Source organism: Streptomyces sp. NBC_01296, assembly GCF_035984415.1.
Lineage (GTDB): Bacteria > Actinomycetota > Actinomycetes > Streptomycetales > Streptomycetaceae > Streptomyces.
Window position 1 is genome coordinate 7,574,315 of sequence record NZ_CP130720.1, and the last position, 21,493, is coordinate 7,595,807.

At 73.3% G+C, this 21,493-nt stretch carries 14 protein-coding genes and 3 pseudogenes; 10 read left to right on the forward strand and 7 right to left on the reverse strand.

Annotated features, from left to right (window positions below):
* Positions 1-139 precede the first annotated feature (139 nt).
* Positions 140-1,372 (forward strand): MFS transporter, encoded by a 1,233-nt coding sequence (locus OG299_RS34510; protein WP_327363610.1) that lies wholly within the window; start codon positions 140-142, stop codon positions 1,370-1,372.
* Between the two features lie 268 nt (positions 1,373-1,640).
* A complete protein-coding gene (locus tag OG299_RS34515; protein ID WP_327363611.1) occupies positions 1,641-2,363 on the forward strand; it encodes a peptidoglycan-binding domain-containing protein in 723 nt (240 codons plus the stop codon).
* A gap of 121 nt (positions 2,364-2,484) precedes the next feature.
* On the opposite strand, the pseudogene OG299_RS34520 reads toward OG299_RS34515, so the two are convergent.
* Positions 2,485-2,772: pseudogene (locus OG299_RS34520) on the reverse strand (SDR family oxidoreductase); the annotation flags it as partial.
* A gap of 164 nt (positions 2,773-2,936) precedes the next feature.
* A pseudogene (locus tag OG299_RS34525) lies at positions 2,937-3,392 on the reverse strand (SDR family NAD(P)-dependent oxidoreductase); the annotation flags it as partial.
* 132 nt (positions 3,393-3,524) lie between these two features.
* Here OG299_RS34525 and OG299_RS34530 point away from each other — a divergent pair.
* The 3 genes and pseudogenes from OG299_RS34530 to OG299_RS34540 form a co-directional block, all read left to right on the forward strand.
* Positions 3,525-4,601 (forward strand): RNA ligase (ATP), encoded by a 1,077-nt coding sequence (locus tag OG299_RS34530; protein WP_327363612.1) that lies wholly within the window; start codon positions 3,525-3,527, stop codon positions 4,599-4,601.
* A gap of 199 nt (positions 4,602-4,800) precedes the next feature.
* Positions 4,801-5,550, forward strand: a complete 750-nt coding sequence (locus OG299_RS34535; RefSeq protein ID WP_327363613.1) for a pentapeptide repeat-containing protein — start codon at positions 4,801-4,803, stop codon at positions 5,548-5,550.
* Between the two features lie 94 nt (positions 5,551-5,644).
* Positions 5,645-6,010 (forward strand): annotated as a pseudogene (locus OG299_RS34540) (LysR substrate-binding domain-containing protein); the annotation flags it as partial.
* Between the two features lie 134 nt (positions 6,011-6,144).
* On the opposite strand, the gene OG299_RS34545 reads toward OG299_RS34540, so the two are convergent.
* A complete protein-coding gene (locus tag OG299_RS34545; RefSeq protein WP_327363614.1) occupies positions 6,145-7,485 on the reverse strand; it encodes an ROK family transcriptional regulator in 1,341 nt (446 codons plus the stop codon).
* Between the two features lie 195 nt (positions 7,486-7,680).
* Between OG299_RS34545 and OG299_RS34550 the strand changes: the two genes are divergently transcribed.
* The 5 genes from OG299_RS34550 (at position 7,681) to OG299_RS34570 (ending at position 13,288) form a co-directional block, all read left to right on the forward strand.
* Positions 7,681-9,000 (forward strand): ABC transporter substrate-binding protein, encoded by a 1,320-nt coding sequence (locus OG299_RS34550; RefSeq protein ID WP_327363615.1) that lies wholly within the window; start codon positions 7,681-7,683, stop codon positions 8,998-9,000.
* Between the two features lie 10 nt (positions 9,001-9,010).
* On the forward strand, positions 9,011-9,940 hold the full coding sequence (locus OG299_RS34555) for a carbohydrate ABC transporter permease (protein ID WP_327363616.1): 930 nt from the start codon (positions 9,011-9,013) through the stop codon (positions 9,938-9,940).
* The gene (locus tag OG299_RS34560) at positions 9,933-10,799 is read left to right on the forward strand and encodes a carbohydrate ABC transporter permease (protein ID WP_327363617.1); all 867 of its coding nucleotides are present in this window, start codon (positions 9,933-9,935) and stop codon (positions 10,797-10,799) included. The genes OG299_RS34555 and OG299_RS34560 overlap by 8 nt, the downstream gene beginning before the upstream one ends.
* 88 nt (positions 10,800-10,887) lie before the next feature.
* A complete protein-coding gene (locus tag OG299_RS34565) occupies positions 10,888-12,219 on the forward strand; it encodes a GH1 family beta-glucosidase (RefSeq protein ID WP_405706588.1) in 1,332 nt (443 codons plus the stop codon).
* A 151-nt stretch (positions 12,220-12,370) separates the two neighbouring features.
* Positions 12,371-13,288, forward strand: coding sequence for an NADP-dependent oxidoreductase (locus OG299_RS34570; protein WP_266633749.1), 918 nt, complete (start codon positions 12,371-12,373; stop codon positions 13,286-13,288).
* Between the two features lie 6 nt (positions 13,289-13,294).
* Here OG299_RS34570 and OG299_RS34575 read toward each other — a convergent pair whose 3' ends face one another.
* The 4 genes from OG299_RS34575 to OG299_RS34590 all read right to left on the reverse strand — a co-directional run bounded on the left by OG299_RS34575 (position 13,295) and on the right by OG299_RS34590 (position 21,410).
* Positions 13,295-14,155 carry a serine/threonine-protein kinase gene (locus OG299_RS34575; RefSeq protein WP_327363619.1) on the reverse strand — a complete coding sequence of 287 codons (861 nt, stop codon included), beginning with the start codon at positions 14,153-14,155 and terminating at the stop codon, positions 13,295-13,297.
* 84 nt (positions 14,156-14,239) lie between these two features.
* The gene (locus tag OG299_RS34580; protein WP_327363620.1) at positions 14,240-16,396 is read right to left on the reverse strand and encodes a pectate lyase-like domain-containing protein; all 2,157 of its coding nucleotides are present in this window, start codon (positions 16,394-16,396) and stop codon (positions 14,240-14,242) included.
* A gap of 326 nt (positions 16,397-16,722) precedes the next feature.
* Positions 16,723-19,605: a poly(A) polymerase gene (locus OG299_RS34585; RefSeq protein ID WP_327363621.1), complete on the reverse strand. Its 2,883-nt coding sequence runs from the start codon at positions 19,603-19,605 to the stop codon at positions 16,723-16,725.
* Positions 19,605-21,410: an RNA ligase family protein gene (locus OG299_RS34590; RefSeq protein WP_327364651.1), complete on the reverse strand. Its 1,806-nt coding sequence runs from the start codon at positions 21,408-21,410 to the stop codon at positions 19,605-19,607. Before OG299_RS34590 ends, OG299_RS34585 begins: the two co-directional genes overlap by 1 nt.
* Positions 21,411-21,493: the final 83 nt, after the last annotated feature.

Here is a 21,493-nt window from a genome sequence, read left to right on the forward strand (position 1 = left end):
GAAACGATTGCCCGGACCGGGAATTTCCGTAGTCTGCCGAAGGACGGGAACGACAGTGCGATGGCCGGGGAGGCGCGACCCCCGGTGCGCCGTGCTGCCCTGCCCTCACATCCCGACGGACCGTACGGAGTACCGATCCATGACCGCAGCCGACGCGCCCGGCCACCCCGCACCGACTCCTGACCCCCTCCCGCCCACCGTCCACCCCGCGCCCTGGAAGGGCTGGGCGGCCGTCCTCGCCGTCGCGCTCGCGATCTTCTGCCTGATCACCTCCGAACTGCTGCCCGTCGGCCTGCTCACCCCCGTCGGGGACGCCCTCGGGGTGTCCGACGGCACCGCCGGGCTGATGGTGACCGTGCCCGGGCTCGTCGCCGGACTCTGCGCCCCGCTCGTCACCGTCGGCTCCGGCCGGCTCGACCGGCGGCTCGTGCTGTGCGTGCTGATCGCCCTGATGGCGGCCGCCAACCTGGCCGCCGCCGTCGCCCCGGGCTTCGCCGTGCTGCTGGCCGCGCGCCTGCTCGTCGGGGTCGGCGTGGGCGGCTTCTGGGCCCTGGCGGGCGGGCTCGCCGTACGGCTCGTACCGCAGCGCCACGTCGGGCGGGCCACCGCGCTCGTCTTCGGCGGCGTCCCCACCGCCTCCGTGCTCGGCGTCCCCGCCGGAACGCTGCTCGGCGAACTCGGCGGCTGGCGGTCCGCCTTCGGCGCGGTCGGCGTCCTCGGCCTCCTCGCGCTGGCCGCGCTGCTCCTGCTGCTGCCCCCGCTGCCGCCGACCCGGGACGTCACCTTCCGTGAACTGCCCGCGCTGCTGCGCGGGAACCGCGGGGTGCGGGCCGGGGTGATCGTCACCTTCCTGGTGGTGACCGGGCAGTTCGCCGCCTACACCTTCGTACGGCCCGTCCTGCAGGACGTCTCCGGCATCGACGCCGCGTACGTGAGCACCCTGCTCCTGGGGTACGGGGTGGCCGGCGTCGCGGGCAACTTCCTGGCCGGGGCGCGCGATGCGTACCGTGCGCTCCTGGTGATCAGTACCGCGCTGACCGTGGTCCTCGGCCTGATCGCCACCCTGCCGGGAGCGGCCGCCGGGACCGCGCTGCTGCTCGCCTGGGGGCTCGCGTACGGGGGTGTCTCCGTGAGCCTGCAGAGCTGGATGATCAAGGCGGCGCCGGGCGCGGCCGAGGCCGCCACCTCGCTCATGGTGGCCATGTTCAACCTGGCCATCGCGGCGGGCGCCCTGGCGGGCGGGTTCGCGGTCGACGGGATCGGCGCCCCGGCGGCCCCGCTCACCGGGGCCGCGCTGATGCTCGTGGCCGCGGTCACGGTCAGCCTCACCGTCACGGTCCGGATGCCGACGGCTACCGCGACCGACGGGTAGGCCGGACGGATGGGGCAGTTCGGACACCTGGCTTGACCCGGGCCGTCCCGGGGGGAAAGAGTGCGCCGATCAAGCACTCAAGAACCACCGCATGAGCTGCACTTCGGAGATATCCCATATGTTCATATCGGTCCGCTCTTCGCTTGACCCCAAGACACCCCCTACGGGCATGGTCCTGGTCGTCGCGCGGCGGCGCAGGGCCTGATCGGCCGGGTGGGGGCCGACACCGCACCGCCGCGCCGGTCCCCACCCCTGCCGGGAGACAACCGTGTCCCACCATCCCGATGAGAGCGGAAGCGTCCCCGAGGACCGCCGGCTCATACGCCCGTACGTCGCCCCCTCGGAGCGGCCGTACCGGGCGACGACGCCCGCGTGGCCGCACACCGGACCCGTCCCCGTCTCCTTCCGTGCGCCCGACGCCCGGCGTGAGGACGAGCCCGGGCGGTCCGCCGAGGCCGCCGGCGCTGCCGGTGCCCGCGCCGGCCGGCGGGACCGCGGCAGCCCGCTCCCGCTGGTGGTCCTCCTGCTCGCCCTCGGCGCGGCCGGCGGGCTGGTGTTCCTGCTGAGCGGCCCCGATCCGCGGCCCGAGCGGGCCGTGGTGCCGCCGGAGTTGTCCGTTCCGGCGCTCCCGGCGGGCAGCGGGGGCGCAGGCGACGAGCCCTCGCCCGCGGGATCCGTACGGGCCTCCGCGCCCCCGGCGTCGGCCGGCCCGTCCGCGAGCCGGACGCCGAAGCGGACGCCCCCGGCGAGCGCCTCGGCCGGACAGCAGCCGGCGGGGCCTTCCGGGACGCTGCGGATGGGCGACCGCGGGCCCGAGGTGAGCGCCCTGCAGGAGCGGCTCCGCGGCCAGGGGTTCACGTACGTCGACGTCACCGGCGTCTACGACAGCCAGACCAAACGCGGGGTCTCCCAGCTCCAGCGCGACCGGGACATCAAGGGCGACCAGCCGGGCGTCTACGGCCCGGCCACGCAGGCAGCCTTCGGGGGCTGACCCGCCGGGGCCGGCTCATCGGCCCTCGCCCTCCTCGGTGATCGTGGAGAGACGGCCTGCGCCCACAGCGCCGTCCTTCCCACACCCCGGCCCCGGTCGAGCCCGAAGGCGAAGACCGAGCTCAGCGGCCGCCGGAGACGCGCAGGACGGCGCCCGTCGTGTACGAGGCGTCCGGGGACAGCAGCCATGCGATGGCCCCGGCGACCTCCTCGGGCTGTCCGGCCCGCCCGAGCGGGATCCCGGCAGCCGCGCGGGCCGGCCGATCGGGGTCGCCCATCGCGGCGTGCATGTCGGTCTCGATGATGCCGGGCGCCACCGCGTTGACCCGGATGCGGTCCGGGCCGAGCTCCTTGGACAGCCCCACGGTCAGGGCATCGGTGGCGGCCTTGGTCGCCGCGTAGTGGACGTAGGCCGTCTCTTTCGGATCACGCCTCGCCCGGGGCGCCTGACATCGCGCCTCGCCGCGTTGTCGCAGCGCCCGAGTACGTCCAGTACTCGGGCGCCCCTCCGCCTTGCGATGCACGGCACCAGACACCCCGGGCTCAACCGGCGAGATCCGAAAGAGACGGCCTAGTCGCCGGGACTGCCGAGCGTGGCGGCCGCCGAGGACACGTTCACGGTGGCCCCGCCGCCCGCATCCGCCATGTCCCGGGCGGCGCGGCGGCAGCACAGCAGGTACCCGAGCAGGTTGACCTCGACCACACGGCGCAGATCCTCGGTCGCGGCGTCGGCGAGCCGGCCGAGCGGGCCGGTCACCCCGGCGTTGTTCACCAGTCCCGTCACCGCACCGAACTCGCCCCCGGCGATGTCGAAGAGCCGCTCCACCCCGCACTCCCGGGAGGTGTCGCCCCGTACGGTCAGGCAGCGCGCACCGGCCGCCCGTACGCGCTCCGCGACGTTCTCGGCGGCCACGTCGTCCCGGAGGTAGCCCAGCACCACGTCATGGCCGTCCGCGGCCAGCGGTACACAGGTCGCGGCGCCGATGCCCCTGCCGCCTCCGGTGACGACGGTGACCGGACGACGAGGCACGGGGCCTCCTGGGCGGCGGAACGGGCCGCCGGGGCGGCGGGCGGGTCAGGCTAACACCGTGATATCGGCTGGACCAGCAAAAATGCCGGGCCGCAGAGTGGGCGCCGTCGTCACATCCGAGGAGTTGCGCACATGTCGACCCTGCGAGTCACAGCCGAAGAGCTGACCGTCCACGAGCATCCGAACGCCGACGCGCTGGAGCTGGCCCAAGTGGGCCTCTACCGTGCCGTCGTCGCCAAGGGCGCCTACCGCTCGGGTGAGTTCGCCGTCTACATACCCGAACAGGCCGTGCTGCCCGCCGAGCTGATCGCGGAGCTGGGCCTGACGGGCCGCCTCGCCGGCGGCTCCGCCGACCGGGTCAAGGCCGTCCGGCTGCGCGGCGAGCTGTCGCAAGGGCTGGTGTGCCGGCCGCGCGCCCTGGCCGACGTGGACCTGGCCCAGGCGGCCGAGGAGGGTACCGACTTCGCCGAGCTGCTCGGGATCACCAAATGGGCGCCGCCCGTGCCGACGACCATGAACGGCGAGGTGGAGGCCGCGCCCGACCTGCTGCCCTGGGTGGACATCGAGAACCTCCAGCGCTACCCGCACCTCTTCGAACCCGGCGAGCCGGTCGTCCTCACCGAGAAACTGCACGGGACGGCCTGCCTGCTGACGTACGTCGCGGACGGCGAGCGCGTGCTCGTCTCCTCCAAGGGCTTCGGGTCCAAGGGGCTGGCGCTCAAGGAGGAGGACCGCAACCTCTACTGGCGGGCCGTACGCGGCCACGGCGTCCCGCAGGTCGCGGCCAAGCTGGCCGCCCGGCTGGGAGCCACCCGGATCGGCGTCTTCGGCGAGGTGTACGGCGCGGGCGTCCAGGACCTCGGGTACGGAACCGACGCGCGGACCGCCGCCACGGGGCCGGGGTACGCCGTCTTCGACGTGTCCGCCGAGATCGACGGGCAGGTGCGCTGGCTGGACCCGCACGAGCTGCTCCCGGACGGCGAGCTCCCGCTCGTACCCCGGCTGTTCGAGGGCCCGTACGAGCTCGACGCGGTCCTGGAGCTGGCCGGCGGCCGCGAGACGGTGTCCGGCCGGGCCGTGCACCTGCGCGAGGGCGTCGTGATCCGCCCGGTGACCGAACGCCACAGCCCGGTGGTCGGCGGCCGCGCCATCGCCAAGGCCGTCAGCCCGGCCTACCTCACCCGCAAGGGAGGCACGGAGTACGAGTGACCCCGCCGCCTCTCCTGCCGGCCCGCAAGCTCCGGAGCACCCACGCCCCAGGCGGGCGGGCAGGACACCATGCGGCGGCCCTGCCCGATGCATGCGCGCATTTGCGATCACGACAGGTCGGGCGTACAGAGGAAGAGAGGGGCGTGCGTCGTAGGTCGCCTTTGTCTGCGCACTGTTACGCAATGTGGGGAGGCTCCCCATGCCTCATGTAGGCCCATTGCAATGGGCCCTGGTCCTGGTACTGCTCGTCCTCGGCTGTCTCCTCGCCGTTCGCGCCTGGCGGATGGCCGTCAAGGAACCGGAGTCCGAGCCGAGGATCGAAGTGCTCTCCGGCATAGGCGGCGGTCTGGTGTGCGGGATCGCCGTGGGCCTGTCCGCCATCTTCATGGCCGAGTCGATGCGGGTCTCCGAGGAGTACGCAACGTGGCGGGCGAGCGTCGAGAGCGCGGCGAACATTCCGGGCTTCACTGTCGCCGGCCGCGACATCAAGGGAATCAACTTCAGTGGGAAGTCGCTACACGACGCGGACTTCACCAAGGCGGACTTGCGTGGCGCCAAGTTCCGGGACACCGACCTGACCGGCGCGGACTTCACGGGCGCCGACATGCGGGAAGCGAATCTCATCGGCGCCAACCTCCAGGACGCGAGCCTGATCGACGCCGATCTGCGCAAGGCTTTCCTGCACAGTGCGAACTTCACCCACGCGATCGTCGCCGGCCCACACACCTCCTTCTCCGGGGCGATGGTGAACGCACGCACGTGCTGGCCGAAGGGGCTGACTCCCGCGGAGCTGAATGATCTGCTCAGCGGGGTGGTGGTGCAGAACTACGCCGACGATGAGAGCGGCCTCACCCTGACGCGCGAGGACGACAAGAAGGACCACGTGATCGGCGGCCAGCAGGCACCGGGCTGTGCGCTGTGGAAGCACGGTATGCGCGTACAGCCGTAGGGGCCCTTCTGCTCCGACGCTGGAGCGGGGCGCGGGCGGCCCGCTGCTCGAACGGCTCCCGCGTGCGGTCCGGCTGACGCCGATGGGCCGCGCGATGCTCCCGCACGCCCGCGCCGCGCTCGCCGAAGCCGAACGGGCCCGTACCACCGCCCGCCGTGCCGTCGGCCCGGAACCCCGCGGGTGGGACCGTCCCGTAGGGGAGTTGGGGCAGGAGGAGCTCGTGCTGGCCGTCCCCGCCGACCATCCGGCCCCGGACCGGGTGCGCCTCGTGGGCCTGGCCGACCGCTCATGGGTGCACTACGCCCCCGGCAACGGCCTGGCCGAGGTGGTGGACCAGGCCTGCACGGCGGCCGGCTTCCGGCCGCGTGCCGCCGTACGGACCGAACAGGCCGCCGCCGCACCGCTGTTGGCCGCCACCGGGCTCGGCCCGGCCCTGGCCCCCGAGAGTATCGTGCCGCCCGGCTTCGCGAGCCGGGTGCTGCGCCCCGATCCGCCCGTGCGCCGGATGCCTACATGCGCCCGCACCCCGACCCGCCCACCACGGCATTCCTGGACACCCTCGCCGGGCACCCGGACTAGCCGGTCCCCGGCAGGTCACGGCCGGGTCCGGCCCGCCGGTCCGCCGCGGACCTCCAGGGCCGTGCGCCAGGCCGGGGGTTCGGCCTGCGGCTGCGGGGGCGTGCGGCGGCCGCCCGTGGCGAAGAAGGCCGACAGCGGGAGCGTCGCCGCCCCGACCGTGACCGCGTCCGGGCCCAGGGAGCCCAGGTCGATGGTGACCCGCTCGGCGGGATGGCGCAGGGAGTACCGGGCGGCGTGCTCCCGTACGGCGGGCAGGATGTGCGGGCCCAGCAGCAGGCCCGCCCAGCCGCCGATCAGGATGCGCTCCGGCCGGAACAGGTTGATGACGTCCGACAGGCCCGCGCCCAGGTACTCCGCGGTCTCCTCCAGAACCTCCACGGCCACCGGATCCGCCGCGACCGCCGCCGCCAGCAGGGCCGACAGGGCCTCCTCCTCGTCCAGTGAGTCCGGCGAGTCCGGAGAGTCCGGCGCGTCGCCGGTGCCCCCGCCCCGCTCCGCCCAGCGCGCCAGCAGGGACTCCGCCCCCGTGTACGCCTCGAGGCAGCCCAGCGCCCCGCACCGGCAGCGCCGCCCCCGCACCGACACCGTGAGATGCCCCCACTCCAGCGGGGTGCCCTCCGTCGTGCCCCCGTCCGGCGAGCCGTCCGTGATCAGGCTGGCGCCGACGCCCGAGCCGAACAGGACGACGACGGCATCCCGGGCCCCGCGCCCCGCCCCGAACCACATCTCGGCCTGGCCGAGCGTGCGCGCACCGTTGTCGATGATGTACGGAACCTCGTCGGGCAGGGCCCCGGTGGCGCGCAGCAGCGCCTCCAGCGGTACCGCGTCCCAGCCGATGGTCTGCCCGTGCACGACCGCTCCGCCCGGCGCCTCGCGGTCCACGATGCCGGGGACGCCGACGCCCACGCCCAGCAGCCGCTCGGTCCCGATCCCGGCCTCGGCGAGCACGGCGGCGATTCCGGTCCGGACGTGGTCCACGATCGGGCCGACGTCGTAGCAGCCACGGGGCAGCAACGGCAGTTCGGTGCGGGCCAGTTCGGTGAGGGCGAGGTCGAACAGCTCGACACGGACCCGGGTTTCGCCGACGTCGACCCCGATCATGTGGGCACTGCCGGGGGCCACGCGCAGCAGGGTGCGGGGCCGGCCGCCGTCCGAGTCGACGATGCCGGCCTCCTCCAGGAGTCCGTCCGCGACGAGTTCGCCGACCACGTTGCTGACGGAACCGGAACTCAGCCCGGTGGCGGGCCCGAGTTCCTGCCGGCTCATCGGCCCGCCGAAGTACAGCCGCTGGAGCACGGCGCTGCGGTTGCCGCGCCGCAGGTCCCGCACCGTACGGCCGCCACGCCCTGTGGTCATCTGGCTCCTTCCGTCCTGCCGTTCGCCCTGTCGTCGCTCGCAACATACCCGTGCGGGACCCCTTGACGCGACCCTTTCGCGAGGCTTAACTCACGTCCTAAATTAAGGCCTTGATGCGTTGGGCGCCCTCGAAGCGCCCGAGCCGGGACCACCCGCCGGCCTTCCCCCGACCCTGCCGAAAGGGGCCGATCCGCCATGCGCAGAACCCGAGCCGCCGCTGCCGCCGTGACCGCCTGCCTGCTCGCCGCCGCGGCCACCGCCTGCGGCGGCGGCACCGCGGACAACGGCGGCGGGACCAACACCGCCCCCGAGGAGCTCACGTACTGGGCCTCCAACCAGGGCCCCGACCTCGCGGCGGACCAGGCGGCCCTCGGCCCGGAGCTGAAGAAGTTCGAGGAGCAGACCGGCATCAAGGTCAAGCTCGAGGTCGTCCCCTGGTCCGACTTGCTCAACCGGATCCTCGCCGCCACCGCCTCCGGCCAGGGCCCCGACGTCCTCAACATCGGCAACACCTGGTCCGCCTCCCTCCAGGCCACCGGGGCCCTGCTCCCGTGGGACGGCAAGAACTTCGATGCCATCGGCGGCAGGGACCGGTTCGTGGAGTCGGCCATCGGCTCGGCGGGCGCCGCCGGCCAGGACCCGGCCGCCGTCCCGCTCTACTCGATGTCGTACGCGCTCTACTACAACAGGAAGATGTTCCAGGAGGCGGGCATAGCGAAGCCCCCGGCCACCTGGGACGAGATGGTCACGATCGGCCGGAGCCTGTCCAAGGACGGCAAGTGGGCGCTCGGCGCCGAAGGGGGCAACCTCGCCAACAACATCCACCAGGTCTTCGTCCTCGCCAAGCAGCACGGCGCGGACTTCTTCGACGCGGCCGGCAAGCCCGCCTTCGACTCCCCGGCCGCCGTGGACGCCGTCATGCAGTACGTCGACCTGATGGCCAACGACAAGATCATCGCGCCGGGCAACGCCGAGTACGCCCAGAACCAGTCCCTCCAGGACTTCGCCAACGGCAAGACCGCCATGGTCCTGTGGCAGAGCGCCGCCTCCTCCTTCAAGAGCCACGGCATGAAGGAGGGCGACTGGGGCGTGGCCCCGGTCCCGGTGCCCGCCGGCGGCGTGCCCGGCGCCGGCCGCAACACCAACTCCATGGTCGCCGGCATCAACCTGGCCGTCTTCAAGAACACCGACAACATCGACGGCTCCCTCAAGTTCGTGAAGTTCATGACCAGCGACGAGGAACAGAAGATCCTCAACAAGACCTACGGTTCCGTCCCGCCCGTCAAGGCGGCCCAGAACGACCCCGCTTTCGCCACCGACGACCTCAGCGTGCTCCGCACCACCCTGGGCACCAGCGCCGCCCCGCTCCCGCAGGTCCCCCAGGAGTCCCAGTTCGAGACCGCCGTCGGCACCGCCGTCAAGGAGCTCTTCGCCGACGCCGCGGCGGGCCGCCCGGTCACCACCGAGTCGGTCAAGGCCAAACTGACCAAGGCGCAGCAGCAGATGGCGAGCTGAGTCCGGCCCGATGAGCCCCAAGACCGCCCGCCTGCGCCGCAGCGCCCTGCCCTACCTCCTGCTCCTGCCCGCCCTGCTCCTGGAACTGCTCATCCACCTCGTCCCCATGGTGATGGGCATCCTGATGAGCTTCCGGCAGCTGACCCAGTTCTTCATCCGCGACTGGTCCCGCGCCCCCTGGACGGGACTGGCCAACTACGAACTCGCCGTCGACGTCAACCGGCCCGTCGGCGAGGCCCTCCTGCGCTCCTTCCTCACCACCTGCCTGTTCACCCTGCTCTCCGTAGGCCTGTGCTGGCTTCTGGGCACCGCGGCGGCCGTGTTGATGCAGGAGGGCTTCCGCGGCCGCGGCATCCTGCGCGCCCTGTTCCTGGTCCCGTACGCCCTGCCCGTGTACGCGGCCGTCATCACCTGGGCGTTCATGTTCCAGCGGGACAACGGCCTGGTGAACCACGTCCTCCACGACCAGCTCGGCCTCGGCGGCGGCGAGCACACCTTCTGGCTGCTGGGCGACAACAGCTTCTGGGCCCTGCTGACCGTCTCCGTCTGGAAGGGCTGGCCCTTCGCCTTCCTCATCGTGATGGCCGCCCTGCAGAACGTCCCCGCGGAGCTGTACGAGGCCGCCGCGCTGGACGGCGCCGGCGTCTGGCAGCAGATCCGCCAGATCACCCTGCCCTCGGTCGGCGCGGTCAACCAGGCACTGATCCTGGTGCTGTTCCTGTGGACCTTCAACGACTTCAACACACCGTTCGTACTGTTCGGCAGATCCGCCCCCGAGGCCGCCGACCTGATCTCCCTCCACATCTACCAATCCAGCTTCGTCACCTGGAACTTCGGCACCGGATCGGCGATGTCCGTCCTGCTGCTGCTCTTCCTGCTGCTCGTCACCGCCGGCTACCTGCTCGCCACGACACGCGGACGGAGGAACGAGCGTGCCTGACCGCCGCCGATCGTCGCCCCTGGCCCCGCCCGCCTCCTTCCGGGCGGTCCGCGCCGTCTTCCTCACCCTCCTCACCGGCTTCGTCCTGCTGCCCGTCTACGTGATGGTCACCAGCTCGCTCAAACCGCTCCAGGACGTCGCGGGCCGCTTCCGCTGGATCCCCAGCGGGCTCACCGTCCGCCCCTACATCGACATCTGGCACACCGTCCCGCTCGCCCGGTACTTCGTGAACTCCCTGATCGTGGCGGGCGCGGCCACCGCCGCCTCCGTCGTCATCGCCGCCTTCGCGGCCTACGCGGTCAGCCGCCACCGCTTCCGCGGCAAGCGGCTGTTCACCGTCACCGTGCTCTCCACCCAGATGTTCCCCGGGATCCTCTTCCTCCTCCCGCTGTTCCTGATCTTCGTGAACATCGGCAACGCCACCGGAATCGCCCTCTACGGCTCCCGCGGCGCGCTGATCCTCACCTACCTGACCTTCTCCCTCCCCTTCTCCATCTGGATGCTCATCGGCTACTTCGACTCGGTGCCCCGCGACCTCGACGAGGCGGCCACCGTCGACGGCTGCGGCCCCCTCGGCGCGCTCCTGCGGGTCGTGGTCCCGGCCGCCGTCCCCGGCATCGTCGCCGTCGCCGTGTACGCCTTCATGACCGCCTGGGGCGAGGTGCTCTTCGCCTCCGTCATGACGAACGACACCACCCGCACCCTCGCCGTCGGCCTGCAGGGCTACTCCACGCAGAACGACGTCTACTGGAACCAGATCATGGCCGCCTCGCTCGTCGTCAGCATCCCCGTCGTCGCCGGATTCCTGCTGCTGCAGCGGTACTTGGTGGCCGGCCTCACGGCGGGAGCCGTCAAATGAATCCTTCGGCAGGAGCCGTCAAGTGACCCTTTCCGAAACGTATTCCGAAACCGGTTCCGACCCTGCTCGCGACCCGGCATCCGTCGACCTGGCCGCCCTGCCGCGTGACTTCGCCTGGGGCACCGCGACTTCTGCCTACCAGATCGAGGGTGCGGTGGACGAGGACGGCCGCGCCCCCTCCATCTGGGACACCTTCTCCCACACCCCCGGCGCCGTCGACGGCGGCCACACCGGCGACACCGCCTGCGACCACTACCACCGCTGGCGCGAGGACATCGCCCTGATGCGGGAGCTCGGCACCAACGCCTACCGGATGTCCGTCGCCTGGCCGCGCGTGGTCCCCGGCGGCGACGGCCCCGCCAACCCCAAGGGCCTCGCGTTCTACGACCGGCTCGTCGACGGACTGCTCGCGGCCGGGATCACCCCCTCCGTCACCCTCTACCACTGGGACCTGCCCCAGGCCCTCCAGGACCGCGGGGGCTGGCCCGAGCGGGCGACCGCCGAGCACTTCGCCGCGTACGCAGGCCTCGTCGCCGCCCGCCTCGGAGACCGCGTCACCCAGTGGGCCACGCTCAACGAGCCCCTGTGCTCGGCGTGGATCGGCCACCTGGAAGGCAGGATGGCCCCCGGCCGGCGCGATCTCACCGCCGCCGTCCGCGCTTCCTACCACCTGCTGCTCGGCCACGGGCTCGCCACCCAGGCCGTCCGGGCCGCCGCCCCCGGCGCGCAGATCGGCATCGTCAACAACCTCTCCACCGTCGAGCCCGCCACCGACGGCGAAGCCGACCGGGCGGCGGCCCTGCGCATGGACGGCCACGTCAACCGCTGGTGGCTCGACCCCGTCCACGGCCGCGGCTTCCCCGCCGACATGCGCGAGGTCTACGCCGTGGACCTCCCCGAACGGCCCGGCGACGCGGCCACCATCGCCGCCCCGCTCGACTGGACCGGCCTGAACTACTACTTCCCGCAGACCGTCACCGCCGACCCGGCCGGGCCCGCCCCGTACGCCCGCCAGACCGGCCGGCCCGGCGTCCCGCGCACCGCAATGGACTGGGAAGTCGACGCGAACGGCCTCGAGACCCTGCTCATGCGGCTGACCGAGGATTACGGGGCCCGCCGCATCCACGTCACCGAGAACGGCTCCTCGTACCACGACACCGTCGCCGCCGACGGCAGTGTCCACGACCCCGAGCGGGCCGCGTACCTGACCGGGCATCTGGCGGCCTGCGCCCGCGCCGCCCGCCGCGGCGCGCCCGTGGCCGGGTACTACGCCTGGTCCCTGCTGGACAACTTCGAGTGGGCCTACGGCTACGACAAGCGCTTCGGCCTCGTCCGCGTCGACTACGCGAGCCAGCGCCGCACGGTCAAGACCAGCGGCCGCCGCTACGCCGAGGTGATCGCCGCGCACCGGGCCCTGTGAGACCGCAGGCACCGCGCCGCGCCGGGCCCGCCCCGCTTCTCGGGGCGGGCCCGGTCTTTCGTGATGGGATGGGGAAGGAGTGCTTCCACCAGCTTCCACCAGCTCACGGCTCACGGCTCACGGAGAGGTCGGGTAGATGTCCGAGGACACCATGCGGGCGATGGCGTACGAGACGTACGGCGGGACGGAGGTGCTCACCGAGACCCGGCTGCCCATGCCCAAGCTGGCCCCCGGCGAGCTCCTCGTCCGGGTCAAGTGCGCCTCGGTCAACCCCGTCGACTGGAAGATCATGGCGGGCGGGCTCGACCCCCTGATGGACGTCGTGTACCCGGTCGTCCCCGGCTGGGACGTCGCCGGCACGGTCGAGCGGGTCGGCATCGACACACCCGAGTTCGCGGTCGGCGACGAGGTCATGGCGTACGCCCGCAAGGACTACGTGCACGGCGGGACCTTCGCCGAGTACGTCAGCGTGCCCGTACGGGCCGCGGCCGCCAAGCCCGCCTCGCTCAGCTGGCAGGAGGCGGCCGGGCTGCCGCTGGCCGGGCTCACCGCGTACCAGCTGCTCACGCGGCTCGCCACCGGCAAGGACGACATCGTCCTCATCCACGGGGCCGCGGGCGGCGTCGGCTCCTTCGGCGTGCAGATCGCCCGCGCGCTCGGCGCCCGGGTCATCGGCACCGCCTCGCCGCGCAACCACGACCGGCTGCGCGGCCTCGGCTGCGAGCCCGTCGAGTACGGGGACGGCCTGGTCGACCGGGTGCGCGCGCTCGCCCCCGACGGGATCACCGTCGCCGCGGACTTCGTCGGCGGCGTCCTCGACGTCACGCAGGCGGTCCTGGCGAACGGCGGCCGGCACGCCTCCATCGCCGACCACACCGTGCTCGGCGCGGGCGGCCAGTGGATGTGGGTCCGGCCCGACGCCGAGGGCTTGGCCGAACTGGGCCGGCTCGCCGACGGCGGACAGCTCACCGTCCCCGTCGCCAAGACCTTCCCGCTCTCGGAGCTGGCGGCGGCCTTCGAGTTCAGCCAGACGGGGCGCGCCGCCGGAAAGATCATCCTGGAGGTGTGACGCCCGTCAATGCGCCGCGAAGGTAGGCATGTTGTGGAGATCCGCCATCGTGTGCACGGCCGGGGGCAGCCAGTCCCCGGCCGGCTTCGCGGCCTCGCCGCCCAGGTGGTCCAGGATCTGCGCCGGGGTCGGCCGGGCCGTCGGCCGGGACGAGAGACAGGCCGTCACGACGGCCGACACGTCCGAGGGCAGCACCCGCAGGGCCGACTCCAGCCGCACTCCCGCAGGGAAGGGCGCGGCCCCGCACGCATGGGCCGGCACCATCCCGAACGCGTACGCGTCGACGGCCGGTGTGAGCGGAGCCCCCGTCAGCTGCTCCGGCGCGAGGAAGCCCCGGGTGCCGACCAGGAGGTCCGCCCGGGTCAGGGCGGTGGCATCCACCGCTCGGGCGATCCCGAAGTCGATCACCCGTGCACCCGACTCCGCGATGATGATGTTGCCGGGCTTCAGATCGCGGTGGACGATCCCGCAGGCGTGGATCCCCTCCAGCGCCTCGGCCACCCTCAGCGCCAGGGTGCGCAGCGTCGGGGCGGGCAGTGGTCCGTGCTTCTGCGGGACGGTGTGCAGGGACGGGCCAGGAATGTACTCCGTCACCAGCCACGGCCGTTCCTCTTCGGGAGACGCGTCCACCACCTGCGCGGTGTGGAAGCCGCCCACCCGGCGCATCGAGTCGATCTCCCGGGCGAACCGCTTCCGGAACCCCGGGTCCGCCGCCAGGTCGGCGCGCACCACCTTCACCGCAACCCGCCGCCGACCGGGCGAGAGCCCCAGGTAGACCGTCCCCATCCCGCCCTCGCCGAGCCGCGCGGTGAGCAGGTGCCGGCCGACCTCCCGGGGGTCGTCCGACAGTAGCGGATCGTGCTTCACCGGCCGTACGAATGCCCCGCCGGGCGCCGTGGCCCGCGAGCCGGAACTGTGGATCCGCGCGGCGATGAACGCAACGGTGGTGGATCAGGGGAAGGAGACGACCGTGGACGGGGTCGTCGACGTACCCGAGGTCGGTGCGCCCGTGGTGTTGACGACGTGCTCGTACTGGCCCTTGCCGCCGAGCGAGACGACGAGCAGGTCGTGGAGCCTCACGCCCGGCTTCACCGGCGCCTGGAAGCCGTGGTCCTGACGGATCGTCGGATCCACGTTGTAGTAGCAGTAACTGCCCAGCCCCCAGCCCTCGTGGACGGTCACCGAGTCGGCCACCTTGTAGGCCGCGTAGCCCTTGGTCGGACCGTTCTGGATCGCCGCCTGGTTCGGGGCGTCGTACGCCTTCTCGTTCTGGAAGAACACCGTGCGGCCGCGCTCGCCGTTCCACTCCACGTCGTACTTGTTGAAGTGCTCGACGAACAGCCCGGTGGCCAGGACGTCATCACCGTTCACCCGGAGCCCGTAGTCGGCCCGGTTGGTCTCCCAGCCCACCCCGTCGCCGTGGTCGGCGCGCCAGATCCAGGTGTGGTCGACGATCGTGTCGTGGTTGTTGATCACCATGCCGACGGAGGCCTTGCCGGGGCCGGCGCCGCCCACCCGGACGAACACGTCCTGCACGGTCGTCGGGTTGCCGCCGTGGTCCGTGGTCGTCCCGGCCGGGCCGACCTCCAGCAGGCTCGGCGAGTTGACCGGGCCGGCGTCGATCAGGAACCCGGCGAGCTTCACCCCGTCGACGTCGGCGACCTTCAGCGCCGTCACCCCGTTGTCCGGGACGATCGTTGCCAGGCCGAGACCGAGGACGACCGTGTCCGCGCGGTCCACCCGGACGGTCTGGTCGACGTGGTGGACGCCGGGCGTGAAGAGCAGGTGCAGGCCCTGGGCCAGCGCCCGGTTCATCGTCGCGGCGGTCGTGCCCGGCTTCACCACGTAGAACCGGCTCAGCGGGATCGAAGTGCCCTGCGGCGCGCCGCTGCCCCAGGAGGTGCCGCGGGCGTTCACCCGCTTTGCCGGGACGAAGACCTTGTACTCGGTCCCGTCGAGGTAGAGGAACGGCTTCTCCCGGGAGGCGGGCGTGGAGTCGAGCGTGGTGTACGGCGGGTTCGGGAAGGACTGGGCGGGCGCGCCCTGGACTCCGGAGAAGACCTGGTTCCAGACGCCGTTGCCCCAGCCGCCGATCGCACTGTCGCGGGTGTACCACTGCTGCTGCGAGTAGTTGCCGACCTGGCCGTCGATCCTCGAGTCGGCGATGTATCCGCCGGAGGCCCAACCGAAGCCGTCCGGGGCGAGGTTGAGCCCGCCCTTGACGTGCATGCGGCGGAACGGCGCGGCCTGGGAGACGGCCCAGCGGTCGGTGCCGTTCACCGGGTTGAGCGCGAGGTTCTCGGCCGAACGCCAGAAGTTCTGGGTGGCGTTGCCCCCGAACCAGCCCGCGTCGACGGTCACGTCACCGTTGATGGTGGTGTCGTCGGGGCTGAGGCCCAGTCCCGAGACGGAGGTGTAGAAGCCGATCTGGGCGTTGAGGCCGTTGTACGTGCCCGGCTTGAACAGGAACTGGTAGCGGCCGGCGCCGAACTGGGCCGACTCCTGCTGCCGGAAGACCTCGTCGAGCCGGGCCTGGATGTTCGGCGTGGACGGGTCGAAGACGATCACGTTGGGGCCGAGGTCGCCGCCGCCGGGGAGGGTGGGGCCTGCGTCGGTGGTGCCGTAGACCTGGAACTCGTAGAGGGAGTAGCCCCACTGGGTGGCGCGCTGGGTGCCGTAGACGCGGACGTAGCGGGCGGTGCCGGTGATGTCGTGGGTCCGCACCCCGCCGGTGGCGGTGCTCGTGGAGGAGGCGGTGCTCCAGTGCGTGCCGTCGTCGGACAGCTCGATCCGGTACGCCGTCGCGTACGCGGTCTCCCAGTGCAGCACCACCTGGCTGACCTGGGCGGGGGCGCCCAGGTCGACCTGTATCCACTGCGGGTCGGCGAACTGGCTCGACCAGCGGGTGGCGTTGTCGCCGTCGACGGCGGCCGAGGCGGGGGTGCCGCCGTTCTCCTGGCTGGAAGCGGTGGCGGGTCTGCCCTGGGAGAGGAGGACGGGCGCGGCCTGGGCGGTGCCACCCGGCAGCAGTACGAGGAGGGCCGCGACCAGCGCGGCGGCGAGGGCCGCGACCGTCAGTCGCGGCGGATGGTCCGAGAGGCGGGGCATGGGGGGCTCTCCTGACGTCGTGGATCCGGGGCGATCGAAGCGTGAGTGAACTGCCCGCCACGAGGGCCGTCAAGGGTTTCCGCGTTCATGAAGTGAAGGCCTGAGGGGGTGTCAATGGCCGGTGGGGCCTGTGAACTCGGAGTTTCTTCAATCCTTGTGAAAAGTGTTGACGAAAAAAGGCGTCAGGACTCTACTGAGATTTCAGGCCGCTCTGTGCCGCCCCGCCCGCTGGGCGGGACAGAGTTCGGCCGTCTTCGGAGCATGGCCCAGCCCGGAGGGCGAGTGCCGTCGTGCGTTCGTTGCTTGTCGACAGGGAGGCGGAGGCGTCACCCGAGCGGGGGGACCGCCCCGCACTCCGCCCAGGCGACCTCGACGCCCGTGAGGCCGGCGGACCAGCGCCCCGCGAGCGCGTCGAGACCGGCCGCATCCGGCGGGCTCGCGCCGAGCCCGATCGCATAGCGGGCCGAGACCGGGGAGAGCGCGAAGGGCCGCGGCCAGGCGTGTGCGTCCCGGACACCGGCCTCCGCCAGCGCACCGAGCAGGGCCCGCATCCGGCCGCGTGCCCGGCCCAGGTACTCCTCGAACTCCCGGGGCGCATCGGCCCGTACGGTCACCACGGCCCACGCAGCGTGCCGGCGGTGCAGCGGCGGGGCGCCGAGGGGCAGGGCCCGGGTGCGGGTCTCCGCCTCGAGGAGTTCCCACGTCCGGTACAGCTCCCGGCCGAGCAGGTCGCGCAGGCCCGGGCCGACCTGGGCCGTGCAGCTGCGGGTCGGTGCGGAGGGGGTGAGGACGGTGACGGGGTCGGGGGTCGTGTCCCGGGTCCGGGGCGTCAGGGCGATCGGGTCGCGCCAGTCCCAAGCCGCCCAGGTGCCGAAGAACTCCCGGAGCAGGGCCGCGGGGGACAGGTCGGCGGCCTCGCGGACCGTACGCGCCGCCAGTACCGCCCAGGCCACCCCCGGCAGTCCGCCGAACGGCGCCGAATCCAGCCCCCGGGCCCGGGCCCACGCCTTCACCTCCCGGGTCAGCCGGACGAACGCCGCATGCCGATCGGAGCCCGCGAAGTCCCGTACCGCATCGGCGTCGCTCACCGCGCTCAGCGCGATCGCGGCCGCCTCGCCGAGCTCCGCGCGGAGTGCCACCGCCTGCGCCGGGTCCACCGCGCCCGTGGTGACGACCACCAGGTCCACGTCCAGTCCGGCCGTACGCAGCCGCAGCCCGGGCACCCGGGCGCCCTTCACCTCCCGCAGCCCCTCGGCCTCCGGGAGGGCTGCCGCCACCCGCTCCCGTACCTCCGCGATCCCGACCGTGCCCGGCAGGGCCGCGACCAGGTCGAGGTCCGCCCCGGGCAGGGCGCAGCCCATGCGCCGGGATCCGGCGAGGTGCAGCACGCCGTCGCCGAGCGCCTGCGCGATCCGGGCGGTGAGGGACGCGGCTTCCGCGTCACGTGCGGATGCCGCCACCGGTTCGGCCTCTCGTTCCGGGCCGGGTTCCGGTTCCCGTGCCCACCGCCACCTGCCGGTGCCGAGTTCCACCGTCGCCCGCACCTGCATCGGCCCGTCCCCGCGCCGTGACAGCACCGCGAGCTCACCGACCCGGGCCGACGCCCCCGCCCCGGATCCGCCGAGTCGCGCGGTGAACTCCGCCTGCGCCCGCTGCGGATCCCGGCTGCGCCCCAGCGTCAGGTGCGGGGTGAAGCCGTCGCGCCCACGGCACCCCGGGAACCGCTCGGCGAGCCCCCGCCGCAGCTGCTGCCACGGCGCATCGCCGGCCGCCGCCGGATCCAGCCACAGCGTGGCGTCCTCGCGGTGCCCGAAGCTGTGCACCCCGGCCACCCGGGCCGTGAACGGCGGGGTCTGCGCGGCCACTTCGGCCAGCAGCGGCAGCGCCTCCTCGAACGAGGACTCCGGCACGAAGCCGAACAGCAGGTTCACGTGCGCCGGCCAGCGGTGGACCGCCGGGTCGTGCTCCCGGCGCAGCTCCTCGACCGCCGGATCGTGCGGGGGCAGCCATGCCACCGCCGTCCGCGCGGTCGACCGTACGTCGAGCGCCGCGCGCCCGGCGTCCCGCTCGGCGAAGTCCACCACCGCCTCGACCCCGAAGTGGTCGGAGATGAACAGCCCCTGCGGACCGGGGGTGTCACCCCGCAAGGCGGCCTCCCGCACCCGCGCCCCCGCCGAACGCAGCAGCACCCGGTCCAGCCGGGCGGCCCGCCCCGACAGCGAGCCCACCGCGGCCAGCGGATTGGCCGCCGGATCGAAGGTCGGCGTGGCGTCCTGCGCCCCGTGCACCTCGCTCCAGGTGTCCCGCATGCCGAGTGCGGCCGCCGGCCCCTGCGGGCCGGAGCGGCCGTCGTTGAAGTCGCCGAGCAGCACCGCATCCGCCTCGATGCCGCTCAAACCCTCGGCGATCCGGGCCAGTTCGACGCTGCGCCGCCCGGCGCCGTTCTCCGTGTGATCGCTCGTCAGATGGACGCAGGCCACGACGAGGGGGCCGCTCGCGGTGTCCACCGTCACGGCGGCGACCGCCTTGTGCGGCCCCAGCAGGTGCAGCCCCGCCTCCCGTACGGGCAGCCGGCTCAGCACCAGCAACCCGCTGGCGGCGACGTCCTTGCCGCGCGGATCGGTGCCCACCGTGTATCCGGCCCGCACCCACGGCTCCGCCAGCAGCATGCCGAGCAGCGCGGGTTCGACCTCCTGGAGGGCGATCACATCGGCGTCGGAGCCCGCCAGGTCGGCCAGCAGCATCGGCCTGCGCCGGGCGGTGTCGATGTGCGGGGCGTCGTACCGGTCCCACAGGGTGTTCCAGGTCAGCAGCCGCACGTGCTGCGGCCCCGGGCCGCCGGCCGGGCCGGATGACGCAGACCCGCCGGCCGGCGCCTCGGCCGGCCGCCAGGCGCCGCCGTCCGCCGGATCCCACGCGTGCGGGGTCCGGGAGGTGAAGAACGGGGCCCGCAGCAGCCGCGGTTCGCGGATCCGCCCGGCCTCGGTGGAATCGATCAGGTCCACACCGCTCGCCCGGTCCCAGACGAGCTCGCCGTCCGCCTCGACGAACAGCACCCGGTGCCAGGGGATGTCGCCGCCGGGCACGAAGGAGTGCAGCGGAATCCGCTTCGGCGGCGCCCCGCGCTGGTGCAGCCCGAACACGAAGCGCGCCGGATCGAACCGGGGGTCCCAGCGCACCTGGTGGTAGAGCTCCTCACTGGTGCGCATCAGCCGTCCTCGCCCCCTGCCGTGGCAACTGCCGGTGCCCCTGCGGTCGCCCCGATGGATCCCGCCGTGTCCTGCACGGTCCCGCCCGCCCCGACGTACCAGGTGCGGTGCCCCGGACCGTGTCCCGGGTACGGCGGGCTGAACCGGTGCAGCTGGGTGGCCAGCACCTGCGGCGGTACGGGATGGGGGCGGACGGCGTTGCGGCGGAGCAGCTCCGCCTCCTCGACCAGCACCACGGCCTGGGTGACCAGCGCGTCACGGCGCTGCGCGACCGCGGCGACCAGGCCCCGCTGCTGCTCGGTGAGGGAGGTGGCGTCCCACACCACCGTGCCGCCGGCGCCCGCCGCGGCGGTCAGCGCAGCGTTCAGCAGGTCCAGGCCCTCGCGCAGCACGTCCGCATTGGCCCGCTGGTCGGCGCGGGAACCCCGGGCGGTGCGCAGATCGTCGAGACTGATGTACGCGGCCACGCCCGGCAGGCTCCGGGCGTACGTGCTCTTCCCGCTGCCCGAGGGCCCGCACAGCTGGACCAGCCGCGGGAAGCCGCCGTCGCGCCACCGCCAGGTCGCGGCCACCGCCTCCTGCACGGTGGAGATCCCGCCCCGCGCGAACGCCTCCCTGGCCTCCGCCCAGCAGCGGTCCGCCGCGTCCGCGCCGAGCCCGCCGAGGGCCTCCCGCAGCCCGGTGCGCAGCGGGCCCAGCGGATCGGGGCCGAGCAGCCCCGCCTCCTCGGCGTACAGCGCGGACCACTCCACGCACTCCCGCGCCTCGCCGTCCCCCGCGGCCGCGGCGCCGGCGAGGGCGTGCAGCACCCCGAGATCGGCGGCGACGGCCATCCGGACCAGCCCGGCCCGCCGGCCCTCGTCCGGGAACGGCCGCTGCAGGGACGGGTACAGCCCGACCAGGTCGGCGACCCGCCGGGCGAGCGGCATCCCGAGCGGCCCCGCCGCCAGCCGCGCCCCGATCCGGGCCCGCGGCGCGCGGTGCAGTACGGCGGCCAGTACGCCGGCCAGCCGGTCCTCACCCGTGCGGCCCGACGCGTCGAGCCGGCCCGCCACTTCGGCGACGACCGGCGCGAGCGCCGCGACAGGGGCATCGGGTGCGGCCCAGGGCGCGGGATCCAGACCGAGGGCGGCCGCCAGCTCCGCCGCATCGGGCTCGGAGCCCGAGCGCACCGCCCACAGCGGGGCCTGCGGACCGAGCCCGTTCGGCACCACCTGCGCGTACATCCAGTGGGTGTCGGTCTGCACATGGCCGCCGCGCACCCACTTGGCCACGTACCGCCCGAAGTCCGCACGCGCGAATCCGGCCACCGTGCGTACGACGTAGCCCTCCTGCCGTGCGGTGTCGAGCCGCAGCTTGCGCAGCGCGCGCTCATCGAAGACGCCCCGCCAGAGCACGCGCGGGGTGGGCACCCCGAGGCCGTGCAGGAAGCTCACCGTCCGGTCCCAGTCCAGGCAGTGCTCGCCGTCCCACACCGAGAAACCGTGGAACCAGCTGTCCAGGTCCTCGTAAGGGATCGAGTGGCGGGCGTACAGGTTCTCCCCGCACACCCGCCACCCGGCCGGTATGCCGGCGCCGATCCGGCTCTGCAGGCCCTTGACCCAGGCCCGCGAGGGGTGGTGGCCCGAGTCGAGCGAGCGCGCGTGCAGGCCGTCCGCGTACAGGGTGGTGTTCTCCCCGTCGAGCTTCTCGGTGACCACGACCTCGCGCCCGGCCAGCCCCGGCAGCCCGGAGGCGCGCACGTCGTCCGCCGCCGCCCCGGGGGACCAGGGCAGATGCGGTGTACGGGGGTAGTGGGTGCGCATGACCGGCTCCTGCTCGACGACGGGGTACGTCGTCACTCTAGGTATGCGGAGCCGGGGCATCCAACCCAATAACCCCCGTGCGG